A 16234-nucleotide genomic window follows, 5' to 3' on the forward strand; every position below is an offset into this window, starting at 1 on the left:
ACAGGCATCGCCCAATTCCTCTCATATCGCTTGGAGGTGCACCGATGAGCGACATTAATCAGGCTCCCCAGACGATCGCCCAGACAATCGACTGGCTCCACAATTGCTTGGGCAGACCTGCGCTGCCGGAATGTCCCAAGGAATGCGAAAGGGACTGCAACGTTCCCGGAGGCAAAGCGCCTGCTTGGATAAACCAGAAAGGAAAAGCAGTCAAAGTCAGTTGGAAACCCTATCAAAAGCAATTGCCAACTCAGGCAAACTTAGCGAAGTGGTTCGCCCACACCACTGGCATCGGCACTCTCGGCGGCGGACCTAATACACAGGGCCACTACATCGCCTTTGTCGATCTAGATCGTAAAGAAAAAGTCTTCTCCTCGTCACAAGCTTTTGAGGCGCGCCTTGAACAGTGGTTCAACGACTACCCCCTCCTGAATGTCGCCCCTCGATTTCGCACCCCTTCGGGCGGATACCGAGTCATCCTCGCCTTCACAGAAGAACCAGATTGGACAGCCTTCAGCCTAGATCGAGACAGGTCCCGAATGGGCGAACTGCTTGCCCGAAACGGCGGTCACACCCTGCTGCCCCCTACTGTCGGCGCGAACGGCATCCCATACCGCTGGGAGTATTTTGTCGCATATCCGCCTACAGTTGCCAAACCGGAAGATGTTGGTATTTACCCAACACGGCAACAGCACCCGTCTGTTCCTGCCAACACCTCGCCCCGTTCTGTAGGAAGTTACGTCCCCGGCGCAATTCGCCTGGAAGACCTCATCTCCCCCCGCACCCTTGAAATTCTGACAGGTGGTGCCAAAACAGGCGATCGCTCCGACGCCCTGACCGCTCTCGCCTCCGAATGTTACGGCTGGGAAGAGTTCTGCCACCGCTACAGTATCTCCTACTCCGGCACCACTGAAATCTTAGCCGAGTACGCCTGGGGGCAAATGGAAGACAGCAGCCGAGATCCCTACAAATGGCAGCGCATCCTCAAAACCATTAGCCCCTCCGCTTGCCAAACCGCCGCCGAATATCACAGCGGAGACTCTGAAAATTGCTGGAAAAAGATTTACCGGCTGGATCGAGAAACCTTCCAGGCTTCATGCCCCCCTCACATTAAAGACAGGATTTTAGGAGAAGGGGGTATCGACAAGCGCCCCAGGGCATCACCGACCGCGAGCCAGCAGCAGCTCAATTCTCAAAAGTTACAAGCAGATGCGCCAGAGAGCATCCCGCCAAACAACGGTGAGGTTACAGATAATTTTTACCCGCCGGATTCTGACAGCAAACAGAAAGAAAACCTGCTCCTCAAATATATCGATCGGCTCCTGGAACGGGGCAACATTCCCCTGTCAGAACGAAGATCCGAGTGCGCCCAAATCGCTCAAGCTTTGGAACTCGACCCCAAATACGTCGAACAAATCGTTTTAACCCGACTGCAAGAATGGCAGTTCGCAGAAGTCGAAAACGAAAAAACCCTTATTGAAGATTTAGTTAGCAAGCGCAAGCAGAGTCTCGACTTGCACCAAATTTTACCGCCTGAAATTGCCTGCATCCTGGCACAAATCGCTGCTGCAATGCCCACCAGCGCCGAACACCTGATGACAGTAGGTTGGTCAACCTTCGGCTGCGCGATCGGCACGGCCGCTGAAATTGTTGCTTGGCCTGGATTCAGACAAAAGTCCTGCGTGCTGTGGACAATCAGCACCGCCCGGTCGGGGAAGCTTAAAAGTCAAACTCAAGAAGTTATGGTCAACCCCATCCGGCTCTTGCAGCAGGATGCCAACAGCGAATACTGCATTGCCCTCAAAAGCTACAAAGAAGCACAAAAAGCCACCCAGCAAAATCGAGACTCTGACAGCCCGCCAGAAGAACTCTCGCCCCCACCCGTTCCTCGCGAGTATTGGGTCGAACACATCACCGTAGAAGCCCTGATCCGCACCATCAACGAAAATCCGCGCGGCTTCCTCGTCCACCGCGACGAAATCGACGGCTTCTTCAAAGCCCTCAACAAATATCGGGCTGGCAAGGGGGACGACGAAGCTTTTTACCTCACCCTCAACAACGGCGGCGGTCCCAAAGTCATCCTCATTGACCGCGATCGCCGAGTCGAGGTGGAGAGGTCGTGCGTCCCCATCACCGGCACCATCCAGCGCAAGACGCTTGACGAAGAGATGACGCCCCGCAAAATTTCCAGCGGCTGGATGGCCCGGTGGGTAATCTGCTTGGCCCAGATGCCCAAACGGCGGCGGACGCGACTGCCCTACCCCGACATTGACGCCTTTCTCAAAGACATCTACCACAAACTTTCCGTCCTCAAAATGCACTATCGTCCCGTTCAAAATGAGGAGACAGGCGAAGTGCTCAAAGATGAAACGAACCGCACTGTTTACCAGGGTTTTCCGATTACTTACCACCTCAGCGACTCGGCAGCCGACTACTACGAACAGCACTTCTTCAACCCGATGGTCGAGCGCGAAGAAGCTGAACTGAATGAAGGCTTCCAGCTAGCCATGTCCAAATGGAGTGGGTACTGCCTGCGGATTGCCCTCATCCTGCACTGCTTGCACGAAATCTGCAAGTTAAAAAACCCGGACGGCACTCTCAAAACTTACTTGCAGTTGAAAGAAGAGTGGAAGCTCTCAGGCGGGGAACGTTCCGACAAGCCTTTTGAGATTGAAATTCCTACCTCGATTGGGGCCGAGATCATTCAAAAGGCGATCGCCACCAGCTACTTCTACATCAACCAGGCTGAAGTGCTTTACAAAGGGCAGCAGCAAGATGAGGACGATACAGTCCCGGTCATCCAGAAACTGATTCAGAAATCAGAAGAGTTGCGGGACACGGTTGCTGAAGGTTGGATCAGCACCCGTGAAGCATACCGCAACTGTCGCGAACTCGTTGCAGGAGCTAAACTGCGCCAGATGTCGAACACCGACTTTACGGCTGCGGTCTTCAACCAAATGGTTTCGATGAACCTCGGTGAAACGAAAAAGGTCGGCAAGTCTTTCAAGTGGCGGATTCTAAGATAATTGTTGCTCGGCCACGTTTTGGCGGTTATATCATTTCCGAAAAACCCTACTACAAACACGAGCGTTGGGTTGATTCGCAAGTCAAAGCCAACAAAAAAGTTGCTACTGTTGCAGAATTTTTCGGAAATGGTATTAGTTGCAAGCCCGCAGAGCGATCGCGCGAACCGAGTTGCAAGTGCAGTCCAGGGTATTTGTGGCAACTTGCAAAAAATGCCGTCCTCCGACAGCAGCGATTCTTCCAAAGTCTTCCAGAGTAAGCGATTACGTTATCAATAATGACAGTTGTGACGATTCTCAACCGTCATTGACGATCGCGCTTCCCGCCTGGAGCGCTCTACACGGTGGGGCTGCTCGCACCGGAGTCAGAATCGTCAAAACCAGGTAGGGCATTCCTCAAACCGCATGATAGAAATCTGACCTTAGCGGGTATTTGCACTTCAATCGTCAAAACCAGGTAGCGCATCCCTCTTGCCTTATAGGTCGTGAACTCGATCGCGAGAATCGTCAACCAGACTTACGCAAAACCTCTATGTGTAAGGTGCGAAGTGATAGCGTAACGCATCAAACCACCACATTTTTTGTCGCGGGGTGAGTCGTGGTCAAAAATTTTGTAAAAAATCATTGGTGATTCTTAAAAGCTGAAACCTTTACAGAGAGAACAGTTCACTATAATCGTCTTGCACGTTGGGCGAAATTTGTAACTGTTGGCAGCCAGGGCTAAAGCTGAGCATTGAAACCTTCGTCTGTTGCCTCAAGAAAGAAGCTGTGTTGGGAGAAGAGCGGAAGAAACTAAATAAAGCCCAGTCGGTTGTGGGCGATCGCAATTGTCACCGGATACCTAATTACCGCTAGTTGAAAAATTGCGTTGACGATTTGACGATAGTTTGAAACTCTTACACATCAAGCAGTTCCCTCGTCAATAACAGCTTCGACGATTGAAAATCGTCATTGACGATTCCTCAGCACATCCCAAGAGATTTACGATCGCCCGCAGGTGAGCATACTGGTAACAGCGGCAACCTACAAACTGCTAGTTCGGCAAGCTGGACTCGTCAAGCAATCGTCAGAATCATAGAAAACTCCAAGTACACCAAATTTTGTGTTGACGATTTGACGATTCCCTATAACTGTTACCCCGTAAGCACTTTAGTCGTCAATAACAGCTTTGACGATTCTGAATCGTCATTGACGATTCACTGCTGACGTTACTCACGGTAATTACATCAAGCACCATATAGCACCATATATGGTGTGGTGTCCTATTTTTGTGTTGACGATTTGACGATTCCCTATAACTGTTACCCCGTAAGCACTTCAATCGTCAGTAATAGCTTTGACGATTCAGAATCGTCATTGACGATTCATTGTTGACCTTACTCGCGGGACTTACAAAAAACGGTATATATAGTGTTTTATTAAATTAAAGTCTACATTAAATAACTATATATAGAGTAACTGCGTAAGTCCTGCTCATTCGCTTACATCGAGTTCATGTGATAGTGGCAGTTCGCTTGTCCACCAGAGGTTGTCAAGCAATCGTCAGAATCGTCAAAAACTCGCAGTACATTCCCACAGCCCTTGCAGAGAAAGCGTTTATCGAGAATCGTCAAAAATAATGTCAATAATCGTCAATAAAAGCTAGAAGCTGAAAGCTTTATAAATAGAAGAGTTTAGGAGAATCGTCAAATCGTCAAAGAAAATTTCTTTTTTAGTCGCGCTCTGGTTCACGGCTTGACACTGAATCCCAACCCCTTTGTAGAAGCTGTGTTAGGAGAAAAGCGGAAAATGCTGGGGTGCAAGTTGGTTGTGGACGATCGCGGCGGACTATCCGGCATCTAATTACCGCTAATTTAAAAATTGCATTGACGATTTGACGATAGTTTGAAACTCTTACACATCAAGCAGTTCCCCCGTCAATAGCAGCTTTGACGATTGAAAATCGTCATTGACGATTCCCCAGCCACATCCCAATAAATTCACGATCGCCCGCTCCCGCGATAACAAGGACAATCGGTTTCCCTGCCAGCTTGATAGGGCGATGGGCGTCAAGCAATCGTCAAAATCGTCAAAAATTTGCAGTATATCCCCAAAATCCATGCTGAAAAAGCGTTTGGGGAGAATCGTCAAAAACAATGTCAATAATCGTCAATGAAAGTTAGAAGCTGAAAGCCTTATAACTACGATAGTTTAGAAGAATCGTCAAATCGTCAAACAAAATTTGTCGTGACCTTGAGTTAGGACACTCGTGAGGCATCAAGTCCTCAAAAGCCAAGGTTATGTCGGATGCTGGTTCAAAACGCTACAGGGAAGTTAGTTGCTCCCGAGTGTGATCGCGAATGCCTGCCGATCCCTTTTTTGCAAAAGCTTAAAATTAGCGTTGACGATTTGACGATTCCCTAAAACTTTTACTCCATAAGCACTTCAATCGTCAATAACAGCTTTGACAATTCAGAATCGTCATTGACGATTGTCAATCAGATAGCAGTGGCGACCGGATCATGTCAGGCGCAAGTCGTCAATGACGATCGCGACAGGTCGATCAACCAATCGTCAGAATCGTCAAAAACAGAGCGGCTATTCCCCAAACTTATAGTTGGAAAGCATTTGGGGAGAATCGTCAAAAACAATGTCAAAAATCGTCAATGAAGCTTAGAAGTTGAAACCTTTACAAACAGGGAAGTTCAGGAGAATCGTCAAATCGTCAATAAATTTTAGTTATAAGTAGTGTTGAGACTCAAAATTGAAACTGAGTATTTTTACAGCCCAGCAAATTTTCTGCACGTATTCAAGTTGTCTTTCAAGGTTGAATCTTGTGCTATTTGCACCTCTCGATCGGGTAATCTGGTCTGGAAAGGCACATTATGAGGCCGGCTATGGACTTAGAACACGCTGCTAATTCCTTTGGAGAAATCGCTTCGACGCGCGACCTAGTGGCAGAGCTGTTAGCTGCCAAGCGCTCTGTCAACACTAGGCGTGCTTATGAGAAAGACTTATACGATTTCTTTGCGACAATGACGGGGCAGGAACCGCATCCGGCATTAGTGCGCGAGTTCCTACGGCTGAACCGCTTCGCCGCTGTCGCGGTGGTTCTCAAGTATAAAGCCAAACTAATCGACAAGGGACTCAAGGAAGCGACGATTAATCGGCGGCTGGCAGCTATCAAAAGTTTGGTGAATTTTGCTCGGAAGGTGGGCGAGTGCGAGTGGAGTTTGGTAGATGTTGAAGGAGAGAAGGTGGTTCCTTACCGGGATACTACAGGGTTTGGCCGAGTTGCTTCTGAGAATGTGGTGGCGATGCAGTCGGTGTTGTCCATTCCTGACCGGAGTACGCCCCAGGGAAAGCGCGACTATGCAGTTCTCCGGCTGCTGTGGGACAATGCATTGCGCCGGGGAGAAATCGGCGGCGCCAATATAGGCGACTTTGACCCGCTAGCCCGAACTCTGAACATTTACGGCAAAGGTAGGGGAACTCAAGCGCAGCTAATTGACTTGCACAACGCGACGGCAGATGCGATTTCTGATTGGCTGAGCGTGCGGGGAGCTGCAATGCCCCAAGATCCTTTATTTATTGCTTTGACAAAGCGGGAATACGGGTTGAGGTTGAGCGGGTACGCTATTTACAAGCTTGTTTTCTCAACTTGCTCCGCTGCGGGAATTCCTAAAAGAATCAGCCCGCACAGAATACGCCACGCTGCAATTACGACGCTGTTAGATGCAAGCAATGGCAATACGCGAATGGCGCAGAAGTTGAGCCGCCATACCAGCTCGAACGTCCTTAATTGTTACGATGACAATCGGCAGAGCTTGCAGCGAGAAGCGTCGGGGCTGCTGGCTGATTTGGTGCATTGAGTTTAGATTTGTATGTTCGGATTGTTAAATAGGGAACTGTTTCTATTTCAGGCAATCCCATCAAGAAAAAGGACGGGGTTTCTATCCAAGTTTCTGATGAAAGGCGATCGCCCCAAAATCGATCGAGCCTCCACGTGTTGAATGCTGCCGGCGTTTTGCGCTCAACCCACTGCGAACTCAGTAAATTTTAGGCAATCCCCATCCCGATCGACCCAGTTTTGGCACGCTCGCCACTGGCGAGCGTTGCCGAAGCTTTATTGCAACTGCACTCTGGCCGAACCGACTCCGGCTGTATTGTTCTCGGGCAATTTCCAGTATGAAATTGCGGGGGAATTAGAAGGGGAAAAGCTGCATCATTTGTACGAGCTTCTGGAAAACTGGCAGCCCGATTTAGAGGCTTACCGGGAAATTGTCATCAAGCGGTTTTTGGGACAAGAAACCGAAGAGTTGCCGGCTGCCGCGTAAAGAACGAGAGGAAATAAGTTTATATTGTCTGAGGCTGTTTGAGAAGCTTAATATCAGGAATAGCCAATCGGGCCTAACATTTATGATGCTTTAGCTGTCAGGTTAATTTTTTCCTTTCGCCACTTCCGGGCGCTTTGTTTGACAGCTTCTATTTCCTCAAAATCTACTCGAATCGCGGCGATTTCAAATTCTATGCCTAAAACCGTACTAACTTCGAGGATTTCTACAAAACTGGCGCATTGATAATCTGTATCTTCATACTGCCTAACTCGCTGTTCTTCAATTCCTAGTATTTGAGCCAGTTCTTGTTGGCTGATTTGGGCTGCTATTCTCGCTTTAATTAAAGCATCTGGCAGCTTATTTATGCTGTCAATTTTAATGAAAATCGGCTGATTTCTCTCGCACTTAATTAGTGTTTCGTATTCAGCAATCTCTGCTTGTAAAGCCGTCAAATGAGATTGTTTGACATCGCGAGAAAGTTGCCAACCATCAGGGTCTTTTTTCTTCAGTTCTTCATCTCGTTCTAACGCCTTAAGAGAATCTTCAAATCTGCGGGCGCATTCTTGGCTGGATTCATACTCTTTTTCGTTTTTAATCATGGTTCCCACCTTAATATATCTATGGCTATAATCCCTTTAGGGTTTAACTCTCTGTCGCGCAGAAAGAATTCTAAAGAAGTTAATCCGCTATCTCCTACAGGTTGGTCCGAACGAAAGATTTCACCTTTATATTTGGATTTCTGCGCGCTGCGGTCTAAATTATTTAGCAATCTCGGGGCATTTTTTCGCAGATAATCGTAATCCACATCTTCCGGTTCCCAACACGCATCAAAATCACCTGGTTTTGGCTTGCTACTAACAAAACTACCGTTAATATAAATAGTTCTACAGCCTGCTGCTTTTAATTGGGCGAGTGCCAACTCCAAACCATCTATCATTCGCTGCCTCGTAGAATTAGTACCAAATCTATTTTTAAACTCCTCCCATTCGCACCAATGCACTCCCGGTGGCAAGTTGCCGTTCTCATCAAATTTAGGAATCATGCCCTCACACCTTTACACCTTAACACAATTTTACTGTCAGTTTTTAATGACTGTTGGTTTGCTCAGCATACCTGAATGTTTGGGAAAAAGCGATCGCGATTTGTCATAATTAATAAGTTGTAACAGGAACGCTCGATCGGACAAAAGTCGCTACGCTAGCACAGCCTGCAACAGTTTTCAAACGCATGAGGTACGATCGGTAAAGTACCAAGTGTATTTTGAGCGCTCGCGCGACGAAAACAACGAACCATTGTGCGAGATCGCACAAATTCAATTGCTTGTAGAAAAAGTCGCGATCGCAATTTGCATTCTCATCTAGCTGTTGTTTGATTCAAGCGCGTGAAGCGCAGCTATCCCGAGCGTAACTCGCCAACTTTTACCAATACTTATCCTACCTCAACTTGAGAAGCATTTCGCTCTAAATACTCCCGATACTCGGCTTCATTACCCCCAAAAGAATCGACAGTAACTTGACCTTTAGCCAACGGTTCTAAAACCGATTCGATCGGCACCCACTTGCAATAACAAATTACAATAATATCGAAATACGCGATCGGATCGAAATATGCGATCGCACCGCCACTCAATCCTGGACTGTCAATACGGGGTAAAGTCGGGATACGATCTTGCACAAGACAATACATGAAGTTTTGCAACAACAAGCGATCGCACAAATCGCGGTTTACCTGTTGGATATTAGTACAACATTCTCAGTAACGGGTGCTAAATTATACCGATTTTTAGCAACAAAAAAGTTGGATTTTGCAGGGTTAGATCGATACCCAAACGCGACGAATGTCGGACGAAATACAGACAAAACGAGACGCTGCAAATTTATTTTACGCGGAGTCTATAGAGTCTAACGAAAGTCCCGCTTCCGCCTACCAAAAGTCCCGCTTCCGTGAACAGTTTTTTTACGGATAATCTCTGCAATATCATCCATAATCTCTGCAAGCTCCGTCTCATCCATTCCCAAAAAAACCGGAACTCGATCGCCAAGAAACAAACTGAACAAATATCGCTGCGGCTCCAGAGGAAGCGAACTAATCATTGCCTCAAGACTGTCGCTATAAACCCGCTGCTTCCCTTTTCTAAACTGCGAAATCATTTGCTGGCTTACGCCTGACTGCTCCGACAACCATTTAGCAGTGATCCCGTAGTATTCAAGGGTTTTGTCGAGAGCTTCATAAAACTTCATTTTTATTCAGCCATAACTGAAATTATATCATATAATTAAGTAATTACTTAATTATTGTTGCCTACTCAGACAAGCTCAATATAGCACAAACATTATGTCTGAAGAAAAAAGCTGGCGATCGACCGGAGCGGGGAAAAACCTGAAGACTTGCAGCTCTTGATGCAGGAGTTTAATAAATGAAAGCAATTAATAAAGCTAAAACCAGATCGAAAGCCAAGTTTCAACCACAGCCTCCGGCAGAACAACCGGTCGATTGCCCTCAACATGAAAGCGACGCTCAACAAGCGATCGACTGTGCGACACCTTTGACAACTGACTCAATTGCTGAGTTGCTGCCGTCAGTCCCCGCAGGGTTTAATATCTCGCAAGCCTTACCGGAGTTCGATCTAGAAAGCTTTGACAAACAAGAATTGCTAAGCCGAATTGCGTCGGAGCACAGACTAATAGAGCGCATCGAGCGAAAGGAACTAGAGCTAGCTTTTGCAAAGTTGAACTGCGCTCGCAATGCGGGTTTGCTGCTGCAAGAATTTAAGCGACGGTGCAATTATGGAGAATTCCTGAGCTGCTTGGAGTCGGCGGGAATTCGCCCGCGAACCGCACAGGACTACATGGCGATTTCAAAATATTGGAACCTTATCGAAGCAAAAGCGCGGAGCTCCGCGTTTTTGAAAGATTGCGAAACACTCAGCATCAATTGGGCGCTCGCTGCTGTTCGAGATGAAAAAAAATCTTTAAAGAAACCTTTGAAGTCGGCAGCAGCAGCCAGCAACCCAGACAGCGGTCGAACGTCGAGCGCGCCAGAGCAACCTATTTTGGATTTAGCGATCGGATCGCCGCCCGTTGAAACAGTACAACTGGCCCAAGGGGATTTAGTTCAAATTGGCAACAGCAACGCCCTCTATGGCGGAAATACGGGCACTGTCAGAGGTTTTGCCAACGGTGGGCGATCTGTTATAGTTCGCCTTGACGGAGGTTCCGTTCCCTCTGAAATATTTAATCTCTCTGACGCGGGTTCCGCTCCCGAGCCATAAAGTTGTTGCACCTACTGCACCTGCTACAATCGCTAGCGTCACGCAAGAGCAAAATGCAATGGCAGCAAGTATCGGACTAAGCAACGGTAAAACAGTATTGCCCGACTTTGGCAACAGCGATCGAATTCGGATGGAACGATCTGACCCATTCACTGTAGACGATCGACCTTTTGCAACCGCGATCGAAATTGAAGGAAACGGCGAAGCCGCACGCTGGTACGAAGAAACAGCAATCGGCGTTATCAGCAGTTCCGAAGGTTTCGACACCAATCAAGCTGCACGAATGGTCTGCGAACTTTTAAAAGTTGACTTTAATCGAAGAACAAAGGCTACTTTAGAGCTTTTTTCTTATTCACAATTAAAACAACTACTGCAATTGTGCGAGGCAGAATTAGACAACTGCAAACAAAGAGCGAGCGCTCTCGCCGATCGCTAATGACTATCTCTCGACTTTTTGGGCTTTAAGTTCTGAATTGTTAATATTTTTTAGAGAATATTGACCGCCAAATAAAACCACGGTTGCGGCGTGGTTTGCTTGCGGTTGCGCGCGGGCGCTCGCAGATTAAAGCTGCCGCGATCGACCGCGGCAGCCCCAAAAAAATTTCGACCCTCAGTCGGCTAATTTACTGCCTGCAATAGACGAGCGATCCAAATCGCTCTCTCGATCTCAACAAAATTGAATAGTGCTGGTCTTGGCTAAAAAGTCGCACCCGCAAACAACTCGATCGATTTAATTGTTTGCATTCTGGCGATTGAGGATGTCTTGCGTCTTGCGTCCGCCGACGAAAGCGGTTGCTATAATTTGGTGAATTTAGGTGGCTTTACTTTAAAATCCGCCTCAATTTTCCAATCCCTCACCCACCAATGCTTCCAGTTCAGCTAACAGCTTCTCTAGTTTCTTTTGCTTTTTGGGGTCATCCCAAACTTTAGACTTTTTCACTCGCTGCAAAGCTGCATCTACACGATTTTTAAGCGATCGATCCGGTGCCGTCGCCTCCCCCGTATTTTTCGCTTTTAAATCGGCAATGCGCTGTTTGATTTGGGTCAGAGAGAGGTCGAGATCGATCGCCTCCTCTAGTAATTGGGAGCGCTCCGAGCTATCCTTAACTCGGGCAATCGCTCTGGCTTTGGTATATTCAATCCGTCCTTTCCGCAGCGCTCCAATCACATCATCTGGCAGGTTCAGCAAGGGGAGGCGATTGGTTCGGAAACTCTCTGGAGTGTACTTCCCGACAAGTGCAAATATATCGCTTACTATTTGCCACTCAGAGCTGTGGATAACGTTATCCACACCTCCGCGTTCCGGGTGCGCGGCCGCTCCGAGCAAAGCAATAACTGACGAGGAGGTAGAGTTTAATTTCATTGCCAGCAATTGCAGAATCCCCTCGGTTTCCTCAATCGCATTCAAATCTTCCCGCTGCAAGTTCTCCAGCAGTGCAATTTGCAGAGCCTCTGTGTCTGTCAGTTCCCGAATCACAACAGGAATCTCAGTCAAGCCTAACGACGACGCGGCTCGATAGCGCCGTTCTCCCGCTACCAATTCGTACTTGTTGCCATCTATTGGGCGTACCAGGAGCGGTTGCAGAATCCCTAGCTGCTTGACTGACTCCACCAGTTCTTGCATAGCTGTCGGCTCGAAATAGCGGCGTGGCTGCTGCTGGGGCAAGACAATTTTGTGTATTGAGACAAGGGAGGATGCGGCATCTTCGCTGTCGCTGGTTCCTAATAGAGCCTCAACCCCTTTGATTTGATAAGGCTGACTGTCGCGCTTTTGATTCATGCCAGAGCTAAGAGTCCTTGTGCAATAGTATCGAGTACGGCGACGGCTGGATGTTTTGGATTGTACACGGCCAGAGGTACGTGTTGCTGTGACGCATCGGCAAAAGCCACAGTCCGAGGCACGGCGGGGTAAATCGCACCAATCTTCTCCAGAGAAGTAGTAATTGACTGCAAACTTTGAAAGGCTTGTACAGTACGGGTATCGTACAGCGTCGGAATCACTCCAGCAATCTGCAATTTCCGATTAGCGCGTTTCCTGACGCGAGCAATGGTTTGCAACAGCAATTCGGTTCCTTTGAGAGCTTTATATTCAGTCTGAATCGGAATTAAGACGTGAGTGGAGGCAACTAGACTGATATAGGATAGGATGCCGAGCGAGGGAGGGCAGTCTATCAATATGAAGTCATAGTTCGAGCTCAGGGGGTCAATGACTTCTTTTAGCCGACTATCTCTCATGTCAGCCACCACCAGTTCCAGCTCTGCTCCGCTCAAATTAATATTAGAAGGGAGCAAGTCCATGTTGTGAAGGTTTTTGCAGAGCACCGCTTCAGAACCGTTCATAATCGACTCGTAGACAGTCTCCTGTAACTCTGATGGCTCCAAGCCCATGAAGGTGGTAAGTGAGGCTTGGGGGTCCATATCTACTAACAAGACTTTTTGCGAACGCCTCGCCAAATGGTAGCCTAAATTCATTGTCAAACTGGTTTTGGAGACACCGCCTGACTGGTTGAACAGCGCAATAATTTTGCTCATCTATTTTTAAGCACGCTCTGAAACGTGTTGATTAAATAATATTAGTGGACTGCGGCTTATTGTAAACTAATCCTAGAAAGAACTTTGAGAACCGCGTCTGATAACTAACTGCGATCGCAGTTAGCACTGAGCAGAGATGTTCAGCGCAGTCCCTACCCATAATCTTGGATTTGGGTGGGGTTCATTCAAAGGTAGTGTTGAGTTAAATCGCTGATAATATCTAAGCTCATATTATCAACTAATTTAGTCAGAGCCACAGCAAGAGGCTTCTGCGACAGCGGAATTCGCTCAATCAACAGCCTTACCGCTTGCTCGTCTCCACAAGCGGCTGCTTTATAAAGCTTCTCAATCGACTCCCTCGGCAACACAGATAGCGACTCAGGAGTCAGTTGCATAACAGGCTCATCCTGTTCGGACTTCCTCGGCGACTCCTCTTCATAGATATAGCGAACACCCAAATGAAGCGCCATCTTCTCAAAAATTACCGCCTCTCGGAACGGTTTGGCAACAAAGTCATCGAAGCCTTTCGACATGGCGAGTTCCTGGGTTTTAACAAAAGCATTAGCGCTCAAAGCAATAATCTTAGTGTTAGAACCGTTAGGCAGAGCTCTAATTTTTTGAACAGCTTGAAAACCGTCTAAAACAGGCATCCTCAAATCCATCCAAATTAAATGCGGCTTGTACTTTCGCCACAACTTAACAGCCTCAATTCCGTTATCCGCGAACCACACAACAAAACCAGCCGACTTCAATATCTGAGTTAACAGCAACCGATTTGCCGACTCATCGTCCGCTACCAAAATGCGATATATTTGTTGGTTGGATGCCAACCCCTTCACTCGTTTTTGCGGCAGTCTGTCATAAACTTCGCTCTCAGTAGCATGACTGACTTTAACGTAAAAACTAAAAACCGTTCCTTTCCCCACAGAACTTTTGACCTTAATTTCACCACCCATCAGCTTCACAAAAGAGTTACTGATTGGCAATCCCAAACCCGTTCCCGTTTGCGATTTTCTGCCAGCATCCGCTTGCACGAACGGCTTGAACAAACGGCTAACCTCATCAGGCGCAATGCCTGGGCCTGTATCCTTCACCGAGAACTGGAGAAAGAATTTGGATAACGGTTTTTTTGCCATAGACTGAAGGCATTTTACAGTCAGCTTCACCCTACCCGCCTCAGTAAATTTAACAGCATTACCCAACAGATTAATCAAAACTTGGCGCAGCTTGCTTTCATCAGTTCGGACATATTGCGGTACATCTGAACTGCGTTCAAAAACAAGTTGCAACCCCGACGATTGAGTTTTGAGTTGGAACATCCCTTCGATGTCCGAGAGCAAACCGTACAAATCAAAAGCATTTGATTCGAGGGTAATTTGACCCGCTTCAATCTTAGACAGCGACAAAATATCGTTGATTAGTTTCAACAAATGCTCGCCACTGCGATTGATAATATCTAAACTCGACTGCTGTTCCGGTGCAGTTTTTTTAGAGTGCACAAGGAGGTGAGCAAAGCCGATAATCGCATTCAGAGGCGTTCTCAGTTCGTGGCTCATATTCGCCAGAAAGGTACTTTTAGCGCGATTGGCACTTTCGGCGGCAATTTTAGCTTGTTTTAGTTCCTTTGTTTTCTGTGCAACTTGCCGTTTTAAATCGCCAGAATATTCTTCTAACCGCTTGCGAGATGCTTTTAACTGGCAATTCATGCGCTCGAAAGCACAGGCTAGGGCTTCGAGTTCGGCAACGCCGCTACCTGAAACTGTTGAGTCGAAGTCGCCACCAGCTATCGCCTCTGTTGCCGAAATTAACCGCAGCAGCCGCTGTTCTATTCTTAGGGAAATGGACAGCAAAAGGCAGATAGAAAGAACCAAAGCCAGCAGCACGAGCAAAATAGTGTTGCGAGTATTGGCCTGAACTTTTTGGGTGAAGTCGGTTTCGGGGACAACTGCTACAATCAGCCAGTTTAAGCTTGAAGAGTTTTCAAAAGGTCTGACTTGCAGTAAGTATCTAGAGTTGCTGGCGGTAAAGTTAAGATTTTGGCTGCTGTTAATAGCAGCGAGGCTGCCATAATGTTTAAGCAAATACTCTGTGGAAAGCTGGATTACTTGTTGTTGCAGAGCTTGGGTGCGAATTCGCTGCTGGGAGTCAACAGAAATAGACGGTTTTGGTTCAGTTACCTCGTTCCAAGCAACAGAGCGTCCCTCTCGGTCTAAGATAAAGACTTGACAGTTAGGGCTGATGTGGAAATCGCGCAAGTTGAATGTTGAGGTTGGGGTGGGAAAAGCAGAATTTGTTTTTTGTTGACGGAATATTGTTTTTGGAGAGTCGGACCCATTTCTTTCCCCATTTGATTTGATTGTGACTCCGGCTGTTTGACTTGGGGGAAGTTGGTTTACCGAACCAGTTTGCATTTTTTTATAAGTCCCTTCTCCTTTCCCAACCCCAACCCCTTCTTTTAAGTAGTTGTCAAGGCGGTCAGAGATGCGGCTCGTTGCTTCTGCCAATAGCTGTGCAACTAAGTCATTCATTGTCTGCCGCCCTGTTTGAAAAGAAAGCCATCCCGTCAGACATAGTAAAGTCGAAATCAGGAGAGCGTTGGGGACTGTAAGCACAACGCGCAGCGGGAGGGCAGACTTTTTTTGAACTGAGCTTTTTGGGCGGAACATTGGTTAAAAAAAGAGAGTGGGAATGAGGAAAAAAACGTTCTTCTTCAGAGGGGAGTAACACCAGAAGTAGAAGAGTTCTCCTCTCCTCATTCACCATCCCCGCTCGGTCTCGTTATGCTGTTTGACTAATTCCTATTAATAGCGCAGCCTCAAACGAATCTGAATCAGTCAAAAGCCATAAGTTCTCAGAGCGAGCGGTTAGCGACACTGGCTCCCGCTTGGCAGTATTGAGGAGAGGATTTGCATCTCAACTAACCCAAGTTGCGTACTTAAAGCCGCTCTAGACTGGTAATGGGTAATGGGTAATGGGTAATGGGTAATTGGAACAATTTAAGATTTGAGATTTGAGATTTTAAATTGATGGGATTGCCGTTGCTCCCGCTCTGTGCTTGACCCCGGAACGAATGCACTTACCTAACTCTGTCT

15 protein-coding genes are annotated in these 16234 nt (G+C 47.4%); 7 read left to right on the plus strand and 8 right to left on the minus strand.

Annotation, left to right across the window (positions count from 1 at the left end):
* Positions 1 to 44 precede the first annotated feature (44 nt).
* The 3 genes from QUA56_RS18735 to QUA56_RS18745 all read left to right on the plus strand — a co-directional run bounded on the left by QUA56_RS18735 (position 45) and on the right by QUA56_RS18745 (position 4229).
* Complete coding sequence (locus tag QUA56_RS18735) at positions 45 to 3026, plus strand: DUF3987 domain-containing protein (RefSeq protein ID WP_333360253.1); 2982 nt, start codon at positions 45 to 47, stop codon at positions 3024 to 3026.
* Complete coding sequence (locus QUA56_RS18740; protein WP_333360256.1) at positions 3008 to 3283, plus strand: hypothetical protein; 276 nt, start codon at positions 3008 to 3010, stop codon at positions 3281 to 3283. The genes QUA56_RS18735 and QUA56_RS18740 overlap by 19 nt, the downstream gene beginning before the upstream one ends.
* A 691-nt stretch (positions 3284 to 3974) precedes the next feature.
* The gene (locus QUA56_RS18745; protein ID WP_333360258.1) at positions 3975 to 4229 is read left to right on the plus strand and encodes a hypothetical protein; all 255 of its coding nucleotides are present in this window, start codon (positions 3975 to 3977) and stop codon (positions 4227 to 4229) included.
* A gap of 687 nt (positions 4230 to 4916) precedes the next feature.
* Here QUA56_RS18745 and QUA56_RS18750 read toward each other — a convergent pair.
* Positions 4917 to 5153 (minus strand): hypothetical protein, encoded by a 237-nt coding sequence (locus QUA56_RS18750; RefSeq protein ID WP_333360261.1) that lies wholly within the window; start codon positions 5151 to 5153, stop codon positions 4917 to 4919.
* Positions 5154 to 5899: 746 nt separating this feature from the next.
* Between QUA56_RS18750 and QUA56_RS18755 the strand changes: the two genes are divergently transcribed.
* Both QUA56_RS18755 and QUA56_RS18760 read left to right on the plus strand, forming a co-directional pair.
* Positions 5900 to 6874 (plus strand): tyrosine-type recombinase/integrase, encoded by a 975-nt coding sequence (locus tag QUA56_RS18755; RefSeq protein WP_333360264.1) that lies wholly within the window; start codon positions 5900 to 5902, stop codon positions 6872 to 6874.
* A gap of 243 nt (positions 6875 to 7117) precedes the next feature.
* Positions 7118 to 7339, plus strand: a complete 222-nt coding sequence (locus tag QUA56_RS18760; protein WP_333360267.1) for a hypothetical protein — start codon at positions 7118 to 7120, stop codon at positions 7337 to 7339.
* An 80-nt stretch (positions 7340 to 7419) separates the two neighbouring features.
* Here QUA56_RS18760 and QUA56_RS18765 read toward each other — a convergent pair whose 3' ends face one another.
* The 4 genes from QUA56_RS18765 to QUA56_RS18780 all read right to left on the minus strand — a co-directional run bounded on the left by QUA56_RS18765 (position 7420) and on the right by QUA56_RS18780 (position 9579).
* Positions 7420 to 7938, minus strand: a complete 519-nt coding sequence (locus QUA56_RS18765) for a DNA-binding protein (RefSeq protein WP_333195928.1) — start codon at positions 7936 to 7938, stop codon at positions 7420 to 7422.
* Positions 7935 to 8381, minus strand: coding sequence for a DUF6932 family protein (locus QUA56_RS18770; protein WP_015211867.1), 447 nt, complete (start codon positions 8379 to 8381; stop codon positions 7935 to 7937). The genes QUA56_RS18765 and QUA56_RS18770 overlap by 4 nt, the downstream gene beginning before the upstream one ends.
* A 386-nt stretch (positions 8382 to 8767) precedes the next feature.
* Positions 8768 to 9013 (minus strand): hypothetical protein, encoded by a 246-nt coding sequence (locus QUA56_RS18775; protein ID WP_333360270.1) that lies wholly within the window; start codon positions 9011 to 9013, stop codon positions 8768 to 8770.
* 227 nt (positions 9014 to 9240) lie between these two features.
* A complete protein-coding gene (locus QUA56_RS18780) occupies positions 9241 to 9579 on the minus strand; it encodes a hypothetical protein (RefSeq protein WP_333360273.1) in 339 nt (112 codons plus the stop codon).
* Between the two features lie 176 nt (positions 9580 to 9755).
* Here QUA56_RS18780 and QUA56_RS18785 point away from each other — a divergent pair, with 176 nt between their 5' ends.
* Together QUA56_RS18785 and QUA56_RS18790 are read left to right on the plus strand one after the other, a co-directional pair.
* Positions 9756 to 10610, plus strand: a complete 855-nt coding sequence (locus tag QUA56_RS18785) for a hypothetical protein (protein ID WP_333360275.1) — start codon at positions 9756 to 9758, stop codon at positions 10608 to 10610.
* Positions 10611 to 10668: 58 nt separating this feature from the next.
* On the plus strand, positions 10669 to 11046 hold the full coding sequence (locus QUA56_RS18790) for a hypothetical protein (RefSeq protein ID WP_333136107.1): 378 nt from the start codon (positions 10669 to 10671) through the stop codon (positions 11044 to 11046).
* 402 nt (positions 11047 to 11448) lie between these two features.
* On the opposite strand, the gene QUA56_RS18795 is transcribed toward QUA56_RS18790, so the two are convergent.
* The 3 genes from QUA56_RS18795 to QUA56_RS18805 all read right to left on the minus strand — a co-directional run bounded on the left by QUA56_RS18795 (position 11449) and on the right by QUA56_RS18805 (position 15670).
* Complete coding sequence (locus QUA56_RS18795) at positions 11449 to 12390, minus strand: ParB/RepB/Spo0J family partition protein (protein WP_333360278.1); 942 nt, start codon at positions 12388 to 12390, stop codon at positions 11449 to 11451.
* Positions 12387 to 13142 (minus strand): ParA family protein, encoded by a 756-nt coding sequence (locus QUA56_RS18800; RefSeq protein ID WP_333360280.1) that lies wholly within the window; start codon positions 13140 to 13142, stop codon positions 12387 to 12389. The genes QUA56_RS18795 and QUA56_RS18800 overlap by 4 nt, the downstream gene beginning before the upstream one ends.
* A 185-nt stretch (positions 13143 to 13327) precedes the next feature.
* Positions 13328 to 15670, minus strand: a complete 2343-nt coding sequence (locus QUA56_RS18805) for an ATP-binding protein (protein ID WP_333360282.1) — start codon at positions 15668 to 15670, stop codon at positions 13328 to 13330.
* Positions 15671 to 16234: the final 564 nt, after the last annotated feature.

It is taken from the genome of Microcoleus sp. N3A4 (assembly GCF_036701805.1).
Taxonomy (GTDB): Bacteria; Cyanobacteriota; Cyanobacteriia; order Cyanobacteriales; family Microcoleaceae; genus Microcoleus.

Coding starts and splice junctions, on each gene's coding strand:
- QUA56_RS18735 (WP_333360253.1), top strand. CDS start 45: ATGAGCGACATTAATCAGGCTCCCCAGACGATCGCCCAGACAATCGAC.
- QUA56_RS18755 (WP_333360264.1), top strand. CDS start 5,900: ATGGACTTAGAACACGCTGCTAATTCCTTTGGAGAAATCGCTTCGACG.
- QUA56_RS18765 (WP_333195928.1), bottom strand. CDS start 7,938: ATGATTAAAAACGAAAAAGAGTATGAATCCAGCCAAGAATGCGCCCGC.
- QUA56_RS18770 (WP_015211867.1), bottom strand. CDS start 8,381: ATGATTCCTAAATTTGATGAGAACGGCAACTTGCCACCGGGAGTGCAT.
- QUA56_RS18780 (WP_333360273.1), bottom strand. CDS start 9,579: ATGAAGTTTTATGAAGCTCTCGACAAAACCCTTGAATACTACGGGATC.
- QUA56_RS18785 (WP_333360275.1), top strand. CDS start 9,756: ATGAAAGCAATTAATAAAGCTAAAACCAGATCGAAAGCCAAGTTTCAA.
- QUA56_RS18790 (WP_333136107.1), top strand. CDS start 10,669: ATGGCAGCAAGTATCGGACTAAGCAACGGTAAAACAGTATTGCCCGAC.
- QUA56_RS18795 (WP_333360278.1), bottom strand. CDS start 12,390: ATGAATCAAAAGCGCGACAGTCAGCCTTATCAAATCAAAGGGGTTGAG.
- QUA56_RS18800 (WP_333360280.1), bottom strand. CDS start 13,142: ATGAGCAAAATTATTGCGCTGTTCAACCAGTCAGGCGGTGTCTCCAAA.
- QUA56_RS18805 (WP_333360282.1), bottom strand. CDS start 15,670: ATGAATGACTTAGTTGCACAGCTATTGGCAGAAGCAACGAGCCGCATC.